Below are 17,308 nucleotides of genomic sequence, written 5' to 3'. Positions count from 1 at the left end.
GAGTTTCCGGGGTTTCGACAGGTTCCCGGGCCTACGCTGGCCGCTCGTAGGGCCGGGAACTCGTCGTAGGCCCGAGAACTCGTCGTCACGCTCCCCCGCCGATGAGGCGCTCGTCGCGTCCATCGGGCTCGTGGCCGGGCATGTTCACACGGTCATCAGCGGTGAGTACCCGATCCGGTGCTCACTCGTTCCAGCACGCGCAACGACCCGGTGACGCTCACCTCGGCGAACTCCCCGCCGTCGATCGCCTCGCGGTAGATGCGGTACGGCGCCTGACCGCCGTCGGCCGGGTCGGGGAACACGTCGTGGATGACGAGCGCTCCCCCGGCACGCACCCACGGCGCCCACCCGCGCAGGTCGGCCTGCGCCGCCTCGTCGGTGTGCCCGCCGTCGATGAACAGCAGGTCGATCGGGTGCGCCCACCAGCGGGCGACGTCCACCGAGCGGCCGACGATCGGCGTGACGACGTCCTCCAACCGTGCGGCGGCAAGCGTGCGACGCAGCTCCGGCAGGGTGTCGAGCCGCCCGGTGGTGTCCACGAGCGACCGGTCGTGGTACTCCCACCCCTCCTGGTGCTCCTCGGAGCCCCGGTGGTGGTCGATCGTCACGATCGTGCCGCCGGTCAGCGTCGCGGCGTGCCCCAGGTAGATGCTGGACTTGCCGCAGTACGTGCCGATCTCCACCGCCACACCGTCGCCGAGGTGGCTCAGCACGGCCGCGTGCAGCGCGAGCCCTTCGTCGGCAGGCATGAAGCCTTTCACCGACTCGGCAAGCGCTGCCAACTCCCCCGGAAAAACTACCGATTCGCCGGACATGGACAAGTCCCCTCCAATACCCCGGGCGCGAGCCCTTCGCCGCGGAACAGTCCGCTGGCCGGCGTGGTGCGTGACAGTGCGTCGGCCGCGAGGATCACGGTCGCAGCCGTCCATGCGGTCTGCTCGACCGGCCAGCGCGTGGCGTCGGGATAGACGTACCCGGTCCAGTACGAGCCGTCGGTCTCCCGCAGGTGCTGCATCGCGGTGAACTGCTCCAGCGCGTCGTCCTTGCGGCCCACCGCGTCGAGCGCGAGGACGAGTTCGCAGGTCTCCGCGCCGGTCACCCACGGCTGGTCGGCGACGCACCGGATGCCCAGCCCGGGGACGACGAAGTCGTCCCACCGGGCCGCCAGCCGTGCGGCGGTCGTCGCTGCGGGCAGCGTGCCGCCGAGGATCGGGTAGTACCAGTCCATCGAGTAGCGGCTCTTGTCGGCGAACCGCTCGGGGTGGAAGTCCAGCGCGTGCCGCAGGCGACCGGCGGCCAGCTCCCACTCGGGCACCAGCTCACCGACCAGCTCCGCGAGCGCGACCGCGCACCGCAGGCTCAGGTGCATGCTCGCGTTGCCGGTGAGCAGCACCTCGCTGCGTAACTCCCCGTCCGCGTCCCGGCCCCAGCGGATCTCCCCGCCGGGCGTCTGCAGCCGCAGCACCGCGCTGATCGCACGGTGCACGACCGGCCACATCCGGTCGACGAAACCCCGGTCGCCGGTGATCGACCAGTGGTGCCAGACGCCGGTCGCGACGTACGCGCAGAAGTTCGTGTCGATGCTCGGATCGGTGACCTCGTCGCCGACGTACTTCTCCGCCCAGGTGCCGTCCGGACGCTGGGTCCGGACGCACCAGTCGTAGGCGCGCGCGGCGGCGTCGAGGAAGCCCGCCGCGCTCAGGCCCATCGCGCTCTGCACGTGGTCCCACGGGTCGGTGTGCCCGCCGGGGAACCAGGGCAGCGCGCCGGAGGCCTGCTGGGTCCCGGCGATCGCGGACGCCGTCTCCACGCACTGTTCGGTCGAAAAAACGCCGTCGACCGCCGGCACGGTCATGCTGCGACCGGCTTCTGGAAAGCTGTGGGCTTGCGGAAATACAGTGCGACGCTCTTGCCGATCAGCGGGTTGAGCACCTGCTCGGCCACCTGCGTCACCGCGGGCTTGCTCATCAGGTCCCACACCAGCAGCTTGTGGTACGCCTGCACCGCCGGGTGGTCGTCCTTCGACGAGCCCACCGCGCACTTGAGCCACCAGTACGGCGAGTGCAGCGCGTGCGCGTGGTGCCGGTGCGTCGCGACCAGCCCGGCGTTCACCAGCTTCTGCTCGAGTTCGTCGGCCCGGTAGATCCGGATGTGCCCGCCCTCGTTCGCGTGGTACTCGTCGGAGAGCGCCCAGCAGATCCGCTCCGGCAGCCACCGCGGCACTGTCACCGCGAGCGTTCCGCCGGGGGCCAGGATCCGCACGAGCTCGGCGATCGCGGCGTCGTCCTCGGGCACGTGCTCCAAGATCTCCGAGGCCAGGACGACGTCGAAGTGGCCGTCGTCGTAGGGCATCTCGAGGACGTTGCCGGGCTGCACCCGACCGGACCCACCGGGCGGCACCTCGCCGACTTCCTCCATCGCCGCGAACATGTCGGCGACGCTCTTGAGCTCGATCTCGTCCAGGTCGAACGCGATCACCTCGGCGCCGCGGCGCAGCGCCTCGAACGAGTGCCGCCCACCACCGGCGCCGACGTCGATGAAACGCGTCCGGCGGCCGACCCGCAGCCGGTCGAAGTCCACGGTCAGCACGTCAGTTCCCCGTTCCCTCGTGGCCGGCCGCAGCGGCACCGGCCTTCGGCGGCTCGGCACCCCGCCCGCTGACCGCGCGTATCGCGTCCTCATAGGCCTGAACGGTTGCCCGGGCAACCGAGATCCAGCTGAACCGCTCTTCCGCACGGGCGCGGCCCGCGGCGCTCAGGCGCTCACGTTCGGCGGGCGAGCGCAGGAGCGCGTCGATCGCTGTCACCAGTGCACCGGCGTCACCGGGCTGTACCAGCACACCCGCGTCACCGACGACCTCGGGCAGCGCACCGGCGCGGCTGGCCACGACCGGGGTGCCGCAGGAGAGCGCCTCGACGGTCGGCAGCGAGAAACCCTCGTACAGCGACGGCACACACATCACTTCCGCCGACGCCAGGAGCGCGGCGAGCTCGGCGTCGGTCAGGCCGGTGCGCACCGTCACGCAGTCGGTGAGCCCGAGCTCGGCGATCCGCTGCTCGGTGGCACCGCCCGGCTCCAGAGCCGAGACCAACTGCAGTTCGACAGCATGGTCGACGCGCAGCTTCGCGACGGCGTCGAGCAGGTGGGCGACGCCCTTCAACGGCCGGTCGGCGCTGGCCACCGCGACGATGCGGCCGGGAACGCGCGGGCCGGCGGGGCGGAACACGTCGGTGTCGACGCCCAGCGGCACGACCCGGAAGCGCGCCGGATCGATCGTGAAGTCCGTGATCGTGTCGGCGGTGGCGACGTCGGACACCCCGACCAGCACCGGAAGCCGGCGGGCGACGCGCGCCTGCATGCGCACGAACCCGTACCAGCGCAGGATGCCGTACTTCTTGCGTAACGGGGCGGCGTCCAGTTCGACGCGCCGGTCCCGGCTGATCGGGTGGTGGATCGTCGCGACCAGCGGAACCTTGCGGCGCTTGAGCGTCAGCAGCCCGTAACCGAGCGACTGGTTGTCGTGCAGGACGTCGAAGTCCTTGGCGCGCGTCTTCATGACGTTCGCGATCCGGGCGCCGAACGCGAGAGGTTCGGCGAATGTTCCGGTTTTGGTAGTTACGAATTCCAGAACGTCGTACCTGTCACGGAAGTCCCGGAACCGCACTTTGCGCGGGAAGTCTGGCCCGCCGAACATGTCGAGGCTAGGGACCTCGGTGAGCTTCACCCGCGGGTCGAGGTCCTCCGGATAGGGTTGGCCGGAGAAGACCTCCACCTCGTGCCCCAGCTCCACCAGTCCACGACTCAGATACCGGACGTACACCCCCTGGCCGCCGCAGTGCGCTTTACTGCGGTACGAGAGCAAGCCGATTCGCACATCCACCTCCTCTCACTCCTGACTCAGTAACTTACTCGTCAGTATAAGTAGAATTCTGTTTCTTCGGGCAGAGTCGGCAAACTCCGGGTCCGGATCGGACACTCGGTGAGCTACGTCACACCGTCACTCCGCGAGTCTTGCCCGTAGCGCGCGTCCCGCTGGTCGAGCTCGTGCAGCATCGTCGCAAGGATGCGGCCCCCGGGGGCACCGACCGGATGCCTCGACCACCGACCCGGTTGCCGGCGGAACCGGCACCAGCTCGGCGGCGAACCGCCCGTCCTTCTGCGCGGCCACCGCCCGCCTCGTGCGAGCGCAACGCGTACTCGTCCTCTTCGACTCGGCCGATGCCGTAGTCGCGACGCAGGTTCTCGGCGGTCTCCAGCACTCCGCTGGGCACCGGGTAGTGCTCGCCACCTGCGGTGATCCGAGCGCGGGCAAGCCGGTCGTGACGGCTCACTGTCGCGGCGAGCGTCGTGGCGGGCACGCTCTTCGGCGCTTCGCCGTCGCGGCCGACCGGAGTGCGGAGCGGCGCGCAGGGCGTCCGCGACTTTCGTGACCTCGATCAACCGCACGACCGCGCGGATCGACGCTCCGACCCGTACCGGAGCGGGGAAGCGCAGCGTGTTCAGCCCGCAGTTGACGGCCATCCGCGCCTCGACCGGGTAAATCTGGCGGATCATCGCGGGCAGGAGCGCGGCCGTCAGGTATCCGGGGGCGATCGGTGCGCCGAACGGCCCGGCCTTCGCCCGCTCGCGCGGCGGCGAACCGATCGACGCGTTCCTGCGTGATCTCCATCCAGCCACTGGCACCGAGTTCGGTGCCCACGGCCCGCTCGAGGTCGTCCGGAGTCGTGAAGACCTTCATCAGCGGCCCCTTTCTGCGATGAGAATATATACAATACGCAGCTCAACCAGGGGGTGCGCGCGTGACGACGTCGTCATGGCAGGTCGAACGCCGGGCCCGGATCCTGGTCGCCGCCCGCGAGGCCCTGGAGGCGCAGGAGTACGAGGCCATCCAGATGCGTGACGTCGCTCAGCGCGCCGGGGTCGCCCTCGGGACCTTGTACCGCTGCTTCTCGTCGAAAGAGCATTTGTACGCGGCGGTGCTGACCGAGTGGGGCACCCGCTCGGCAGTGGCCGCGCACGGCGGGTCGCCCGAGGTGCGCGTGCGGGCCCGCGTGCACGGGGTGATCACCGCCTACGAGCAGCAGCCGCAGTTCTACCGGGCGCACGTGACGCTGCAGAGCAGCACCGACCCGAACGCCCGGACGCTGCTCAGCGAGTTCGCCCGCGACGCCCGGCGTGCACTCGCCGCGGAGGTGGCGGTGCTGGGCCCGGCGCCGGCGGACGACGCCGCGACGATGCTCTGGGCGCTGATCACGTCGCGGCTGACCCACGCGATCTACCGCGGCGGAAGCATCGACGAGATCCACCGCATCGCCGACGAGTTCGTCGACCTGCTCGTCCCACGACTGCGGGACGAGCAGGTCTAGTACCTTCAGTGCGCTGACGTCCGGCGGCGGAAGTTCAGCGGGCGGCCGACCAGCGCCGCGGCGACGAACAGGATCAGACCGAGCAGCACCAGCACGATCGACGCCCGGCCGCGCAGCCACGGCAACAGACTCGAGGCCTGCTTGGCCTGGTCGAGACGCTCCTGCGAGTTCCGGACGCTGTCCATCTTCGCTTCGAACGCCGTGACGGTCTTGCCGTTGGCCGTGTACTGCTGGGTGATCTCCTCGCGGACGCCGATCACGTCACCGGAGTTCGGCTCGATCCAGTACGTCCGGGTGTCGGCGTACCAGGCCTCGGCGTCGACGTTCGGCTCCGTGGAGTCGAAAAGGCCACCGGGCAGCTCCATCGTGCCGATCTTCTGCAGCGGGACGGCCTTCTTGAACATGTGGACGTCGATGCCGTCCTTGGTCGTCTCGCCGACGTACTCGGCGGTCGTCGCCTGTTCGAGGTTGACGTCCCAGATTTGGTACGACTGTTTCTGGGTGTCGAACGGGAACGTGTAGTAGCCCTCGTGGCGCAGTTCCTTGCCGTCGGGCTCCGCCTCGTCGGTGACCAGCCGGTCGCCGCAGCAGTTCGTGGCTTCGCCGGTGTTGGGATCGATCGAGAGCCGCTCGACGCGGGCCTGGAGCAGGCCGCGCCCGTCGACCTCGATGCGGGTCGCGATGTCCCACACGTTGTCACCACCGTCGTTGTCGACGCCGGTGGCGGCAGCGACGAAGTTCCGGGCGGTCACGTTGACGCCGGTGAGCACTGTCGCGCCGGCGGGCGCGTCCATGTCGGGCATGAGCACCGTCGCGTCGGTGCCCTTGAGGATCTGCTCGGTCTGCGGATCGGCCGGCAGCACGGCGAGCCGCGGATACACGTAGAGCGGCAGCAGGACGCCGACGACGAGCAGGAAGATCCCGGCACCGACGAGCGCTAGCCGGAGCAGACGACGGTTGCGTGGAGGCTCTCCGTACGCGTGCTCGGGGACGTGGTCCGGGCGGACCGGCGGCTGGTCCGGTTGGACCGGCGCCACCGGCGCGGTAGGCGCGTCCGAGTGCGCTCGGCGCTCGGACGTCACCGGGTCGGGTGCAGCGGTCATGGGACACCATCCGATCGCCGTTGATCCAAATACGTAGCTCGCGGGGAGAGCGTGGTGCTGGAGCCGGGCGCTACGGGCCCACGTTTCGATGTCCGGACGGAGTACACAGGACAACGTGGGCGAAATACTAGAACCGGTTCTACCCACGGTCAACTGGTGCGCAGTCATGATTCGGTTCAGTTATTCAATACTGTATATATTGTGAGCGCGTCTGATGACCTGGGTGCTGAAGTGATCAAGGTCGAGCCGCCGCGTGGTGACTGCGTGACGTCGTGGTGAAGGCGATGCGGCCGGGTGGGTGGGAGCGGCGAGGGCTCGGCTTCCGGACCACGTGTCGATCGGGATCGGTACTGGCCCGCTGTACGGGGCGCTGGGGATCCTGGCGGCGGTGCTCCGTGCCCGTTCGACCGGTACCGGGTGCCGGGTGGAGGTCACAGCCGCTGCGTTCGGCTGGCTGCGGACCGAGGGGTGGCGTGCTTACCGGCGCCCTTCGGACGAAGTCACGGGTAACCCGGCCGACGGATTCCGACGGCGTGCGCCCGGCACCGGCGGTCTGCGGGAGAGCGTCCGATATCAGGCGTACGCGAGCGTCGACGGGCACGTGCAGTTGATGACTTCCGAGAACACGTTCTGGCGCAAGTTCTGTGTCGCGGTTGAGCGTGTCGCGAACCACGCGGTGGGTGACGTGGTGCGTTGACCGAGTTGTTCGCTCAGCGCACAACGTGGGAGTGGGTGGAGCTGGGCGTCACCGCGCACGTGCCACTCGCGCCGGTGAACACGCCCCAGACGATCGGGGACGATCCCCAGTTCGCGTCCCGAATGCTCTGGCCGAACGCCGCAGTCACCGGCACCGAGATGATGCCGACCCCCATCTGCTTCCCCGATGACGGATTACGGGCGCCGACACGGCGGAAGTGTTGCGCGCCATCGCCGGCTACTCCGACGACGAAATAGCGAAGCTCGTAGCGGCGCCGCAGGCGCCGAAGCCCGAACCTGGAGCCCGCTGAGGGCGACGCTGCCGATCGGGCGGCAGGACGCCGCGTATAGGTGATACTCAAGTCCTGCCGCCCGCTCGGCAGCGTCGTTCTCAGCGGGCCGCCCCCTCAGGAAAGGAGGCCGCGCTGGTTGAGGAGGGACACGACGCTGTCGGTTTCGGCTCGGAGCAGGTCGACGAACGCGGACTCGGCGCCGGGGCCGTCGCCGGCTTTCAGCGCCTTCACGATCCCCCGCATCCCCCGCTTGTGAACGCGGATCACCCCGGGCACCTGCGCGAAGAAGTTCCCCGGCACGATGTTCGTGGTGATCACCCGCGCCACCGCGCTGATCCGCCGCGACGACGCCAACACCAACACCTGACGCAGGAACGCGGTATTCAACGCGGCGAAAGCGTCGGCATCGTTCGTAGCTTGGAGCTCTTTGGCAGTTTCCGCGACCGCGGCGATGCCCTCGTCGGACCCGCGTTCCACCGCACGGCGGGCCGCCAGGCCGTACATCAGCCCGAGGAGCTCGTAGTGGTCCCGGACCGAGTTCTCGTCGAGCCCGTTCACGAACGCCCCGAGGTGCGGCCGCGACGTGACCCAACCCTCGCGGTCGAGCGCGATGACGGCCTCACGCACCGGCACCCGGCTCACCCGCAGCTCCGCGGCGATTTCGTCCTGCGGGACGCGCTCGCCGGCCCGCAGCCGCTGATCGAAGATCATCCGCCGGATGTGGGCGGCCACCTGCTGGGCGCTGGTCGGCCGGGACAACCCACCGGCCTCGTCGGCGACGAACTCGACGCCGGACGCTCCCACTTCTGCTCGCGTGACGATCTCGGACCTCCGGCTGCCGATGCTGCGATATACATTATTCCATACGCATATCGGAGGTTCCCCGTGCCTCTTGTCCGGACGTCGCTGTACGGCGGTATCGGCCGTCTCACGCTCGCGGATCCTGGTCGGCGCAATGCGTTGAGCAGGGAGCTGAGTGATGAGCTTTGTGCTGGGGTGTGTTCACTGCTGGGCGAAGACGCCCGGGTGCTCGTTCTCGACGCCGAGCCGCCCGTGTTCTGCGCCGGCGGATCGCTCGACGGGCTGATCGACCGGTCCACTCCCCTGGCCGCCTCGTACGCGGGGTTCACGGCGCTCGCGGAAGCGCCGGTGCCCACGATCGCCGCCGTCGCGGGGCCCGCCATCGGCGCGGGCGTCAACCTGCCGTTGGCGTGCGACGTCGTCCTCGCCGGCGAGAGCGCGCGGTTCGACCCGCGGTTCCTGGACGTGGGGATCCACCCGGGCGGCGGGCACTTCTGGCGGCTGGCCGAGCGGATCGGCGAGCAGGGCGCGGCGGCACTGGTGCTCTGCGGTGACGTACTGACCGGGCCCGAGGCCGTCACCCACGGCCTGGCCTGGCGCTGCGTCCCGGACGCCGCTCTGCCGACGCTCGCGGAGACGTTCGCCGAACGGGTCGCCGGGCGGTCCCCGGAGCTCGTGCGGCTGGCCAAGGCCACGCTGCGGGCCTCGCGCGGACTCCGCACACCGGACGAGGCCGCCGCGATGGAGCTGGCCGCGCAGGAGTGGTCGGTGGCGCAGCCGTACTTCCGGGAGACGGTGGAGCGTCTGCGCGATCGGATCCGCGCCCCGAAGTAGATGATGCCGCTGACGGGTATCCGCGTCCTGGCCCTCGAACGAAATGCAGGCCCTCCCGTTCGCCACCCAACTGCTGGCCCGCCTCCGCAGCTCGATCTTGCCACCGGCGATCGTCGCGGGGCGGACGGCGCCGATAGGTCCGGGTGCCCGCGCTCGGCGAACATACCGATGCGGTTCTGGCGGAACTCGGATACACCTCGAAGGACGTCGCTGAGCTGCGCGCCGCGCAGGTGCTGGACCCACTGGAGGACTGATGGACAACGCTGACCTGGCCGAGATCGTCTCCGCGGTGCGGACGTTCGTCCGTAATGAGGTGGTTCCGCGCGAGGAGGAGATCGACGCTACGGACGCGGTGCCCGAGTCGCTCGTCGCCGCCTGCAAGGACATGGGGCTTTACGGCTTCACGATTCCGGAGCAGTACGGCGGCCTCGGGCTGTCGGTCACGCAGGAAATCGAGCTCGTCTTCGAACTCGGGTGGACGACGCCCGCGCTGCGGTCGCTGTTCGGCACGAACAACGGCATCGCGGGGCACGTGCTGCTCGAAGGGGCCACCGACGAGCAGAAGAAAGAGTGGCTGCCGCGGCTGGCGTCCGGCGAGGTCACCGCGTCGTTCGCGCTCACCGAAGCGGACGCGGGGTCGGACCCGTCGTCGCTCACGACCAGCGCCCGCCGGGACGGGAACCGGTGGGTGATCAACGGCGCGAAGCGGTACATCACGAATGCGCCGGTCGCGGATGTGTTCATGGTCTTCGCGCGCACGGATCCGGACGCGCCGGGCAACCGCGGGATCACCGCGTTCCTGGTTCCCGCGGATACGCCGGGGGTCAGCGTGGGGCCTGCCGACCGCAAGATGGGCCAGTTCGGCGCCCACACTGCCGACGTGAGTTTTGACGACGTGGTGCTGCCGCGCGACGCGGCCGTCGGCGGCGAGGACGGCGTGAACAACGGCTTCCGCATCGCGGCCCAGTGCCTGGCGCACGGGCGGGTTCACATCGCGGCGTTCTGCGTGGGGATGGCGGGGCGGTTGGTGGCGGAGTCGGTGGAGTTTTCGCAGACCCGGCGTTCCGGGGGTGCGCCGATCGCGCGGTTCCAGTTGATCCAGGGGTTGGTGGCCGATTCGGTGACCGACCACTACGCGGGGCGGGCGCTGGTGCGGGAGGTCGCCGCCGCGTACGACGCCGGGACCGACAAGATCACCGGACCGTCGGCGGCGAAGTACTTCTGTTCGGAGATGGTAAACAGGGTGGCGGACCGGGCGGTGCAGATCCACGGGGGTGCGGGGTACATGCGGGGCGTCGCGGTGGAGCGGTTCTATCGGGATGCGCGGTTGTTCCGGATCTACGAGGGGACCAGTCAGATCCAGCAGGTGATCATCGCCCGGCAGACGCTGGGGCCCTCGGCCCGCGGATGACATGACCAGGGAACTCACGTGGGACCACTGCGTCAACGTCCGCGATCTGGGCGGCCTGGGCGCGATCCGACCGCGCGCGCTGATCCGGATGGAGGCACCCACCCGGCTGAGCGAGTCCGGCTGGGCCGCGCTGTGGGACTACGGCGTGCGCACCATGCTCGACCTGCGCGCCGCCGACGAGTGCCCGCCGGACGACGCGCCCCGGCCCGCGGGGATCACGACGGTGCGGGTGCCGCTGGACCCGGTCGGCACACCGTTCTACGAACACTGGGTTCAGCTCGACAACCTGTCGTCGCCGCTGTACTTCCCGGCGATGCTGGCCGAGCATCCGGCGCCGGTGATCGCTGCGGTACGGGCGATTGCGGCGGCGCCGCCCGGGGGCGTCGTGTTCCACTGCGCCGGAGGGAAGGACCGGACCGGGCTCCTGGCGCTGGTGTTGCTCGCCTTCGCCGGGGCGACGCCAGCGGAGATCATCGCCGACTACCTGGTCACCTACGACCGGATGCAGCCGCTGTACGACGAGGAGGGCTACCCCGACGTTCTGGGGCGCATGGTGACGATCCTCGAGCGCCACGAGACCACCGTGGAAGCCTCGCTCACATCGACGGTCACGTCCCTGCGAATGCCCGACTTCCTGCTGCAGAACGGTCTGTCCGCCGCCGACGTCGACGCCTTGCGGGCCCGCTTGACGTGAAACGGCCCGGAACGCGGGTCCGATCGCGACCCCTGCAGAACCACCACCGCGACCCCGCTGATCAGCAGCCCGACCACCGTCACCACCCGGATCGGCTGACCGAACATCGGCACCGCCCACAGCGCGGTCAGCGCAGGTGTCACGTACAGCACCGTGCTCGCCCGAGACGCTCCGTATCGAGCGGTGACCAGGTAGTAGAAGCCATAACTGCCGATGCCGGCCACGGCCGCCCAGCCCACCGCCACCCAGAACCCGACCGACGCCGGCGGCACGAGCCCGCCCGACGCTCCGCTGTAGACACCGAAGAACGCCGCAGTGAACACGGCCTGCACCGCCAACGTCTGCATCAACGGCGGGCCCGACGCCCACCGCTGCTGCAGCAACGTCCCAGCGCTCAGCGACAACATCGCCAGCAACGGCAGCACCAGCCCGACCCCGGCGGCCAGGTCCCCGAACGCGGTCACCGCCACCCCGAGCGTCCCCAGGGCCAACCCCACGACGTGCCGCCGGGACACCCGCTGGGACCACACCAGCACCACAGCCGGCTGTAACGAAGCCACCAACGCCGACGTCCCGGCCGGCACCCCCGCAGCGGCCGCCCAGAAAACCCCACCCAGATACAGGCACTGACACAGCAACGCCAACACGGCCTGCTGTGCCCATTGCCGCGGACTCCACCGCGACACCGCCCGCATGAACCACGGAAACAGCACTACCGCGACGACCAGACATCGCCACGCGAGCACCGTCTCCGGACCCGCGTGCCGGGCTCCCAGCTCCGCGCCGATGAAGCCCGCGCTCCACACCACGACCAAGAGGCTGCTAGCGATCATGACCCGCATGTAACCATACCGGTCTGTATACTCGCAGTATGCTGCCGACACTGACGACGCTCGACGACTCCACCCCCGCCGCGCTTCGGCCGGTGCTCCAGCCACTGCCGACGATGACCGCAGCAGGCACCCGACTCCTCGAAGCAGCCAGCGGCCTCTTTTACGACCACGGCGTCCGGGCGGTCGGCGTCGACACGATCGCCGACACCGCCGGCACCACCAAGAAGACCCTCTACGACCGCTTCGGCTCCAAGGACGCCCTGGTCGCGCTGTACCTGCTCCGCCGCGCCCACCGCTGGCGCGAGTACCTGCTGAGCCAGCTCGAGGACTCCGACGAGCCGGTCCTCACCGTCTTCGAGGTGCTCGAGGACTGGATGGGCACCCAGCGCCGCGGCTGCGCCTTCGTCAATGCGTATGCCGAACTCGGCGGCAGTGACCACCCCGCGGTGCCCGTCATCCGCGCCGAGAAAGCCTGGATGCGCACGCTGTTCGACACCCTCACCGGCGACACCTCCCTCGGCGGGCACCTGCACCTGCTCTACGAGGGAACCCTGGTCATCCTCACCGCGGGCGCGAATCCGCAGGCCGCCGCGGAAGCCCGTCGCGCGGTGCAGTCCGTGATGTCAGCCGAGGCACCAGCCGAACGTAACTGACCATCCCGACGACCTCCACCAGCGTCTGCGCCACCACGACCCCCGCCGGCTCCCCCGGCAGCGCGAGCGCCAACGGCAGCACGACGAGCGAATTCCGCGTCGCACCCGTGAACACGATCGCCGTCGTGTCCGGCACGTCGAGGCGGAACGCCCCGGCCACACCGAGCCCGACAAACGCCATGACAAGCAAAAACACTACAAAGTACGGCACGACCCGGACGACGTCCGGCAAGCGGTCACCGAGCTTGGGTACTTGTGAAGCCACGACGATCAGCAGCACAGCGACCATCAACGGCACCATCGCCGTGCTTGCTCCGTCGGCGACTTTCCGCCCCGCCGCTCGCCGGGCCGCCCAGGCCTGCGTCACCCAGGCGAGCGTCAACGGAGCCACGATCAGCACGACGAACGCCTCGACGAACGGGCCGGGCTCGACCACGTCGGCGAGGCCCGCGCCCAGGAACACGAACAGGTAGAACGGCAGCAGGACCATCTGCGCGATCAGCAGCAGCGGGGTCGCGGCGAGCAGTCGCTGGTTGCTGCCGCCGGCGAGGCCACTGAACACGATCACGTAGTCGACGCACGGCGCGAGCAGGACGAGCAGGACGCCGATGCGGACGGTCCGGTCGTCGGGCAGGAACGGGAACATGGCCGCGACGACGAGCGGTACGACGAGGAAGTTGACGGTGAGCGCGGCGCCGAGGAATCTCTTCGCGCGGAGTGAGCGGATTAGTTCGGCGGCCGGGACCTGCAGGAACGTGACGTAGAGCAGGGCGGCGAGCAGCGGATTGATCAGCGGTTCGAGCCCCGCGTCGGGTGCGGCCCAGCCGACCAGTCCCCCGGCCGCCAGCGCGCCGAGGTAGATCGGGACCTGGTGCTGTTCCATCCGGTCGACGAGTGTGCCCACGCCTCAGTTGATCATTTCCCCGTTACGCATGGTGATCTCGGCGAACGGCAGGGGGCAGCACGGACTGTCGGCGCAGGTCACGAGGTCGTCGCAGCCAGCCTCCACGGCCTCGGCGAGCGCGGCACGGATCGTGTGCAAGTCCGCTAGCTTGGCGTCGATTTCGGCGATTTTGGCGTGTGCTTTGGGTTGTAGGTGCCGTTTGGCTTCCAGCAGGTCGGCGACCTCGTCGAGGGTGAAGCCCAAGCGCTGGGCGGCTTTGATCACCCGCAACAGCGTGACCGCCTCGGCCGGGTAGAGCCGGTGCCCGCCCGGCGAACGCGACGGCTCCGCGAGCAGCCCCCGCCGTTCGTAGTAGCGCAACGTCTGCGCATTGACACCGGCCGCCGCGGCGACCTCGCTCGTGCGGAGGGTGTTCACCGGGACGCCAGTGAGTCGAGCACCGCGACGTGCGCCGCCGGAACCTCGACGTGCAGCGTCGATTCGTTGAGCGTGAACGTGAAGAACGAACAGCAGGCGGTCTCGCGGGCGATCAGGTCTTCGACGGTGGCGCGGTCGAAGTCGCCCAGCGTGAGCACCAGGTGCTCGGGCGCCAGCCGCTCCACACCCCGCACGGACGCGGCGAACAGCGCATCGAACTCCGCGACCCGCAGCGGCCGCTCAGCGGTGGGCAGGGTGCAGGACTCCGGTATCTCCATGCAACGACGGTAAGCCCGTACCTAGGTACCGGATGCAAGCCTCAGCGCCAGATCGCCGCGGCATACTTTGCCGACCTCGGTCCGCGGCAGCGCGTCGACATGACGAAACGCGACCGGCACCGTGTATGCCACAACGTGCTCCCGGCACAGCGCGACGAGTTCCTCGTCCAGCGCCGTACTCGCCAGCGTCGGCGGACCGGTCCACCATTCACGCGAACGGGTGGCCGGGGCGCGGGCATCGGGCACTCGGTGGGCTGCGTGGGATGTGGCGGATAGTGTCTGCTTCCGTGCCATCACCCGAAATTGCCGTTGCGACTGCCGCCGACCGTGACCGGACCCTGGACTCGCTCGTCGCCGCGTTCCGGAACGACCCCGTCCTGCGCTACCTCTTCCCCGACGACGAGCTCTACGCAGTCGGCGCGCCGGCCTTCTTCGGGCGCCTCTTCGACAAACGGGTACACCGCAACACCATCTGGACGATCAACCACGGCGTCGCCACCGCCCTGTGGGAACCCCCAGCCGACGAGACAGGTAGTAGGCGGAAGAACGAGGGCGCGGAGGGTCCCCACGTCGACGAGATCGGGGCGTTGTTGCCGGAGGATGCTCTCCAGCGGGTCGATGCTTACGACGACGCGGTGCACGCGCTTCTGCCGACCATGCCGTTCTGGTATCTCGGCGTGCTGGGCACGCACCCCGACTCCGTCGGGCGCGGGTGGGGGCGGGCGGTGATGCGGGCGGGGTTGCGGCGGGCCGCCGAGGACGGGTTGCCTGCGGTGCTGGAGACCAGCTCGCCGACGAATGTGGAGTTCTATCGCCGGGGCGGCTGGGAGGTCGTCGACGAGGTGGCTGACCCGCTCCCCATCTGGGTCCTGCGGCACCAGTCCTAGCGCGGGCACCGAAGCGGTGCACGGTTTGGGCGTGGCGCGACGTAGAGGTGTGACTGCCGCCCCCCTCCGCGCGCGGCAGCCACACCAGGCCCATCCGTTTGTCATACCGTGACGAACGGCGACGAACTTGCGGCGGCGGTCTATTGCGCTCGGCGGCGGTTTATTCGGACGCTGTTCGCATGGCACGGTCCGAACGCACTGTTGATCCCGCCAACGGGCCGCTGCACGTCTTCGCCGCGGAACTGCGAAAACTCCGTGATGACGCCGGGAAGCCCACGTTTGCCGCGATGGCCCGGGCGACTGGCCGCTCGAGCACGGCCCTGTCCGAAGCCTCCGGTGGCGACAAACTCCCCAAGTGGGACACCGTCGACGCCTACGTCCGCGCGTGCGGCGGCGACCCGAACCTGTGGCGCCTGCGCTGGGAACACGTCGCCGAAGCAGTAGGCACCGCCCGCGCGGCCAGCGCAGCGCCACCGCCCGCCGCGGCCAGCGCAGCGCCAACGCCCGCCCCTGCCGACGAGGAGTCATCGTCGGAGCCCGCCGGCGTGGCGCCCCAGCTGGAAGCCACCGACGCGACCACGCACCTCGCTGACACGGCGATGCCCCCGGCAGCGGCTGATCCGGCGCCATCGCCGGAACCTGCCGGCCAGACGGAGGCGTGGCCGGAGCCGGGAGGAGCGGCCACTGGTGCGACGGCATCGGCGGGGCCTACGGACTCGACGGCACCGTCGGGCCCTCCCCCGGCGACCACATCACCGGGAGATGGCGTTGCGGCGGCACCGCCAGAGGTGGCCGGGCCGGTGCCAGCGGTGCGCGAGCCAGCGACCACGCGGGCCGAGCCAGCGGGCGCGGTGACCGAGCCGACGGGCGCGGTCACCCAGCCAGCGGGCGCGGTGGCCGAGCCGGCGGCCGCGGAGGCTGAATCGGCAGCCCGGCACGATGCCAGCCCGCACGATGTCGCCGCGCCCAATGCTGCCCCGCATGACGCCGCCCCGCACGACGCGGGCGGGCGGGCAGCACTGGGCACGACGCCGGGCGGAACGGCAGCCGACGCAGCGACGCCGGGCGGAACGGCTGCCGGCGCGGCGGCGCCGGGTGGGGCGGCGGCTGGTGGAGTGGGGTTGGGTGGGGGTTCGGGGCGGGGGGTGGGCTCTCGGCGGTGGTTGCTCGCGGGTGGAGCCGCGCTCGTCGTAGTGGTGTTGGCGATTGTGATCGCATCGTGGCCCTCGTCGGACAAACACGACTCCGTGCCCACGCTCCGCAGCGAGCCCGGCAGCGTCACCGCCGTGAGCTTCGCCGACCTCGACCCCGACATGCTCCTCGCCGCCGGACCCCACACCGTCCGGATCTGGAACACCGCCGAACAACGCATCACGCAAGAATTCCGCTCCACTAACCCAGACTTCACCGCCGCAGCCCTCGACCCCCTCAACCGCAACGTCGTAGCGATCGGCCACACGAACGGCCGAGTACACATCCTCGACACCGAAACCGGCCGCGGAACAATGAGCGTCGGCGACCCGGAACACGGCCGCGTCACCGCCGTCGCGTTCGACCCGCACACGCGCTACCTCCTGGCCGTCGCCGACTCTTCCGGCCGCGTCACGCTCTACAACAGCGAAACCGGCGCACCCATCCGCACGATCGGCGCTAGCCGGACGTCGACAACAGCAGTGGCTTTTGATGGTCTGACCCGCAACACGCTCGCAACGAGAAGCGCCAACGGGCAGGTGGCGCTGTGGGACACCAGCAGCGGGAAGCAGGTCCGCACGCTGCAGGGTCAGGCCGGCCAACTGCTCCTGTTCGACCCGCTCACGCCCAAGACGCTGGTGACGGGTGCCCCGATCACGGTCTGGGACTCCAGTAGCGGCAAGTACGTCCGCGACTTCGGCGGCAAGAATCTGACCGCCCTCGCGTGCAACCACCTGATCCGTAACAGCATCGCGTCCGGGAACGACGCCGGGGACGTCACGATCAGTGACACCAGCACCGGCCGCGAGGTGCACGTCATCCCGGGCGACTCGCCGGTGACCTCGCTGTCGTACTCCCTCGACGGGCGCACGCTCGCCGTCGCCGCGCGCGACGGGACCATCCGGCTAAATCCGGTCTCCGACTGGCAGTGAATGCTGGTTGGATCT

20 protein-coding genes and 2 pseudogenes are annotated in these 17,308 nt (G+C 69.8%); 9 read left to right on the top strand and 13 right to left on the bottom strand.

Going from position 1 to position 17,308, the window contains the following annotated elements; translation table 11 throughout:
• Window positions 1–155 precede the first annotated feature (155 nt).
• From ACGFY5_RS26075 to ACGFY5_RS26050, 6 genes and pseudogenes are all read right to left on the bottom strand, one after another.
• Window positions 156–815, bottom strand: coding sequence for a class I SAM-dependent methyltransferase (locus tag ACGFY5_RS26075; RefSeq protein ID WP_392723690.1), 660 nt, complete (start codon window positions 813–815; stop codon window positions 156–158).
• On the bottom strand, window positions 797–1,855 hold the full coding sequence (locus tag ACGFY5_RS26070) for a prenyltransferase (RefSeq protein WP_392723688.1): 1,059 nt from the start codon (window positions 1,853–1,855) through the stop codon (window positions 797–799). The genes ACGFY5_RS26075 and ACGFY5_RS26070 overlap by 19 nt, the downstream gene beginning before the upstream one ends.
• A complete protein-coding gene (locus ACGFY5_RS26065) occupies window positions 1,852–2,589 on the bottom strand; it encodes a class I SAM-dependent methyltransferase (protein WP_392723686.1) in 738 nt (245 codons plus the stop codon). Before ACGFY5_RS26065 ends, ACGFY5_RS26070 begins: the two co-directional genes overlap by 4 nt.
• A 1-nt stretch (window position 2,590) precedes the next feature.
• Window positions 2,591–3,874 carry a glycosyltransferase family 4 protein gene (locus ACGFY5_RS26060; RefSeq protein ID WP_392723684.1) on the bottom strand — a complete coding sequence of 428 codons (1,284 nt, stop codon included), beginning with the start codon at window positions 3,872–3,874 and terminating at the stop codon, window positions 2,591–2,593.
• Window positions 3,875–3,989: 115 nt separating this feature from the next.
• Window positions 3,990–4,358: a hypothetical protein gene (locus ACGFY5_RS26055; protein WP_392723936.1), complete on the bottom strand. Its 369-nt coding sequence runs from the start codon at window positions 4,356–4,358 to the stop codon at window positions 3,990–3,992.
• Window positions 4,359–4,434: 76 nt separating this feature from the next.
• Window positions 4,435–4,677: pseudogene (locus ACGFY5_RS26050) on the bottom strand (MaoC/PaaZ C-terminal domain-containing protein); the annotation flags it as partial.
• 122 nt (window positions 4,678–4,799) lie between these two features.
• On the opposite strand from ACGFY5_RS26050, the gene ACGFY5_RS26045 reads away from it, so the two are divergent.
• Complete coding sequence (locus tag ACGFY5_RS26045) at window positions 4,800–5,366, top strand: TetR/AcrR family transcriptional regulator (RefSeq protein ID WP_392723683.1); 567 nt, start codon at window positions 4,800–4,802, stop codon at window positions 5,364–5,366.
• Between the two features lie 5 nt (window positions 5,367–5,371).
• Here the strand turns inward: ACGFY5_RS26045 and ACGFY5_RS26040 are convergent, their stop codons facing one another.
• Window positions 5,372–6,469 carry a porin PorA family protein gene (locus ACGFY5_RS26040; RefSeq protein ID WP_392723681.1) on the bottom strand — a complete coding sequence of 366 codons (1,098 nt, stop codon included), beginning with the start codon at window positions 6,467–6,469 and terminating at the stop codon, window positions 5,372–5,374.
• A 331-nt stretch (window positions 6,470–6,800) separates the two neighbouring features.
• Between ACGFY5_RS26040 and ACGFY5_RS26035 the strand changes: the two genes are divergently transcribed.
• Together ACGFY5_RS26035 and ACGFY5_RS26030 are read left to right on the top strand one after the other, a co-directional pair.
• On the top strand, window positions 6,801–7,166 hold the full coding sequence (locus ACGFY5_RS26035; RefSeq protein ID WP_392723680.1) for a CoA transferase: 366 nt from the start codon (window positions 6,801–6,803) through the stop codon (window positions 7,164–7,166).
• A gap of 35 nt (window positions 7,167–7,201) precedes the next feature.
• The gene (locus tag ACGFY5_RS26030) at window positions 7,202–7,423 is read left to right on the top strand and encodes a hypothetical protein (protein WP_392723921.1); all 222 of its coding nucleotides are present in this window, start codon (window positions 7,202–7,204) and stop codon (window positions 7,421–7,423) included.
• 149 nt (window positions 7,424–7,572) lie between these two features.
• Here ACGFY5_RS26030 and ACGFY5_RS26025 read toward each other — a convergent pair whose 3' ends face one another.
• Window positions 7,573–8,262, bottom strand: a complete 690-nt coding sequence (locus ACGFY5_RS26025) for a GntR family transcriptional regulator (protein ID WP_392723678.1) — start codon at window positions 8,260–8,262, stop codon at window positions 7,573–7,575.
• Between the two features lie 81 nt (window positions 8,263–8,343).
• Here ACGFY5_RS26025 and ACGFY5_RS26020 point away from each other — a divergent pair, with 81 nt between their 5' ends.
• From ACGFY5_RS26020 to ACGFY5_RS26010, 3 genes are all read left to right on the top strand, one after another.
• Window positions 8,344–9,093, top strand: a complete 750-nt coding sequence (locus ACGFY5_RS26020) for an enoyl-CoA hydratase-related protein (RefSeq protein ID WP_392723676.1) — start codon at window positions 8,344–8,346, stop codon at window positions 9,091–9,093.
• 253 nt (window positions 9,094–9,346) lie between these two features.
• Complete coding sequence (locus ACGFY5_RS26015) at window positions 9,347–10,504, top strand: acyl-CoA dehydrogenase family protein (protein ID WP_392723674.1); 1,158 nt, start codon at window positions 9,347–9,349, stop codon at window positions 10,502–10,504.
• 1 nt (window position 10,505) lies between these two features.
• Window positions 10,506–11,198, top strand: a complete 693-nt coding sequence (locus ACGFY5_RS26010; RefSeq protein WP_392723672.1) for a tyrosine-protein phosphatase — start codon at window positions 10,506–10,508, stop codon at window positions 11,196–11,198.
• A gap of 47 nt (window positions 11,199–11,245) precedes the next feature.
• Here ACGFY5_RS26010 and ACGFY5_RS26005 read toward each other — a convergent pair.
• Window positions 11,246–12,031, bottom strand: a pseudogene (locus ACGFY5_RS26005) (DMT family transporter); the annotation flags it as partial.
• A gap of 38 nt (window positions 12,032–12,069) precedes the next feature.
• On the opposite strand from ACGFY5_RS26005, the gene ACGFY5_RS26000 reads away from it, so the two are divergent.
• Window positions 12,070–12,684: a TetR/AcrR family transcriptional regulator gene (locus tag ACGFY5_RS26000; protein ID WP_392723671.1), complete on the top strand. Its 615-nt coding sequence runs from the start codon at window positions 12,070–12,072 to the stop codon at window positions 12,682–12,684.
• Here the strand turns inward: ACGFY5_RS26000 and ACGFY5_RS25995 are convergent.
• Genes ACGFY5_RS25995 through ACGFY5_RS25980 form a run of 4 tightly spaced genes read right to left on the bottom strand, consistent with a single transcriptional unit; the run spans window position 12,593 to window position 14,529 of the window.
• Entirely contained in the window at window positions 12,593–13,567 is a 975-nt protein-coding gene (locus ACGFY5_RS25995) for an arsenic resistance protein (protein ID WP_392723920.1), read from the bottom strand. The genes ACGFY5_RS26000 and ACGFY5_RS25995 overlap by 92 nt on opposite strands.
• Before the next feature lie 24 nt (window positions 13,568–13,591).
• Window positions 13,592–14,005 carry a MerR family transcriptional regulator gene (locus tag ACGFY5_RS25990; RefSeq protein WP_392723670.1) on the bottom strand — a complete coding sequence of 138 codons (414 nt, stop codon included), beginning with the start codon at window positions 14,003–14,005 and terminating at the stop codon, window positions 13,592–13,594.
• Complete coding sequence (locus ACGFY5_RS25985) at window positions 14,002–14,283, bottom strand: hypothetical protein (protein ID WP_392723668.1); 282 nt, start codon at window positions 14,281–14,283, stop codon at window positions 14,002–14,004. The genes ACGFY5_RS25990 and ACGFY5_RS25985 overlap by 4 nt, the downstream gene beginning before the upstream one ends.
• A gap of 21 nt (window positions 14,284–14,304) precedes the next feature.
• Complete coding sequence (locus tag ACGFY5_RS25980) at window positions 14,305–14,529, bottom strand: hypothetical protein (protein WP_392723667.1); 225 nt, start codon at window positions 14,527–14,529, stop codon at window positions 14,305–14,307.
• A gap of 17 nt (window positions 14,530–14,546) precedes the next feature.
• Here ACGFY5_RS25980 and ACGFY5_RS25975 point away from each other — a divergent pair, with 17 nt between their 5' ends.
• Window positions 14,547–15,170 carry a GNAT family N-acetyltransferase gene (locus ACGFY5_RS25975; protein WP_392723665.1) on the top strand — a complete coding sequence of 208 codons (624 nt, stop codon included), beginning with the start codon at window positions 14,547–14,549 and terminating at the stop codon, window positions 15,168–15,170.
• A gap of 179 nt (window positions 15,171–15,349) precedes the next feature.
• A complete protein-coding gene (locus ACGFY5_RS25970) occupies window positions 15,350–17,293 on the top strand; it encodes a helix-turn-helix domain-containing protein (RefSeq protein ID WP_392723664.1) in 1,944 nt (647 codons plus the stop codon).
• Window positions 17,294–17,308 lie beyond the last annotated feature (15 nt).

The organism is Cryptosporangium sp. NPDC048952, from assembly GCF_043197895.1.
GTDB lineage: Bacteria > Actinomycetota > Actinomycetes > Mycobacteriales > Cryptosporangiaceae > Cryptosporangium.
The sequence above is the reverse complement of the archived record's forward strand: the minus strand, read 5'-3'. Positions and strand labels throughout refer to the sequence as shown.

Excerpts from the sequence above, each read along its gene's own strand:
- ACGFY5_RS26075 (WP_392723690.1), bottom strand. The coding sequence starts at position 815 with ATGTCCGGCGAATCGGTAGTTTTTCCGGGGGAGTTGGCAGCGCTTGCC.
- ACGFY5_RS26040 (WP_392723681.1), bottom strand. The coding sequence starts at position 6,469 with ATGACCGCTGCACCCGACCCGGTGACGTCCGAGCGCCGAGCGCACTCG.
- ACGFY5_RS25970 (WP_392723664.1), top strand. The coding sequence starts at position 15,350 with ATGGCACGGTCCGAACGCACTGTTGATCCCGCCAACGGGCCGCTGCAC.
- ACGFY5_RS25985 (WP_392723668.1), bottom strand. The coding sequence starts at position 14,283 with ATGGAGATACCGGAGTCCTGCACCCTGCCCACCGCTGAGCGGCCGCTG.
- ACGFY5_RS26015 (WP_392723674.1), top strand. The coding sequence starts at position 9,347 with ATGGACAACGCTGACCTGGCCGAGATCGTCTCCGCGGTGCGGACGTTC.
- ACGFY5_RS26010 (WP_392723672.1), top strand. The coding sequence starts at position 10,506 with ATGACCAGGGAACTCACGTGGGACCACTGCGTCAACGTCCGCGATCTG.
- ACGFY5_RS25995 (WP_392723920.1), bottom strand. The coding sequence starts at position 13,567 with ATGGAACAGCACCAGGTCCCGATCTACCTCGGCGCGCTGGCGGCCGGG.
- ACGFY5_RS25975 (WP_392723665.1), top strand. The coding sequence starts at position 14,547 with ATGTGGCGGATAGTGTCTGCTTCCGTGCCATCACCCGAAATTGCCGTT.
- ACGFY5_RS26070 (WP_392723688.1), bottom strand. The coding sequence starts at position 1,855 with ATGACCGTGCCGGCGGTCGACGGCGTTTTTTCGACCGAACAGTGCGTG.
- ACGFY5_RS26000 (WP_392723671.1), top strand. The coding sequence starts at position 12,070 with ATGCTGCCGACACTGACGACGCTCGACGACTCCACCCCCGCCGCGCTT.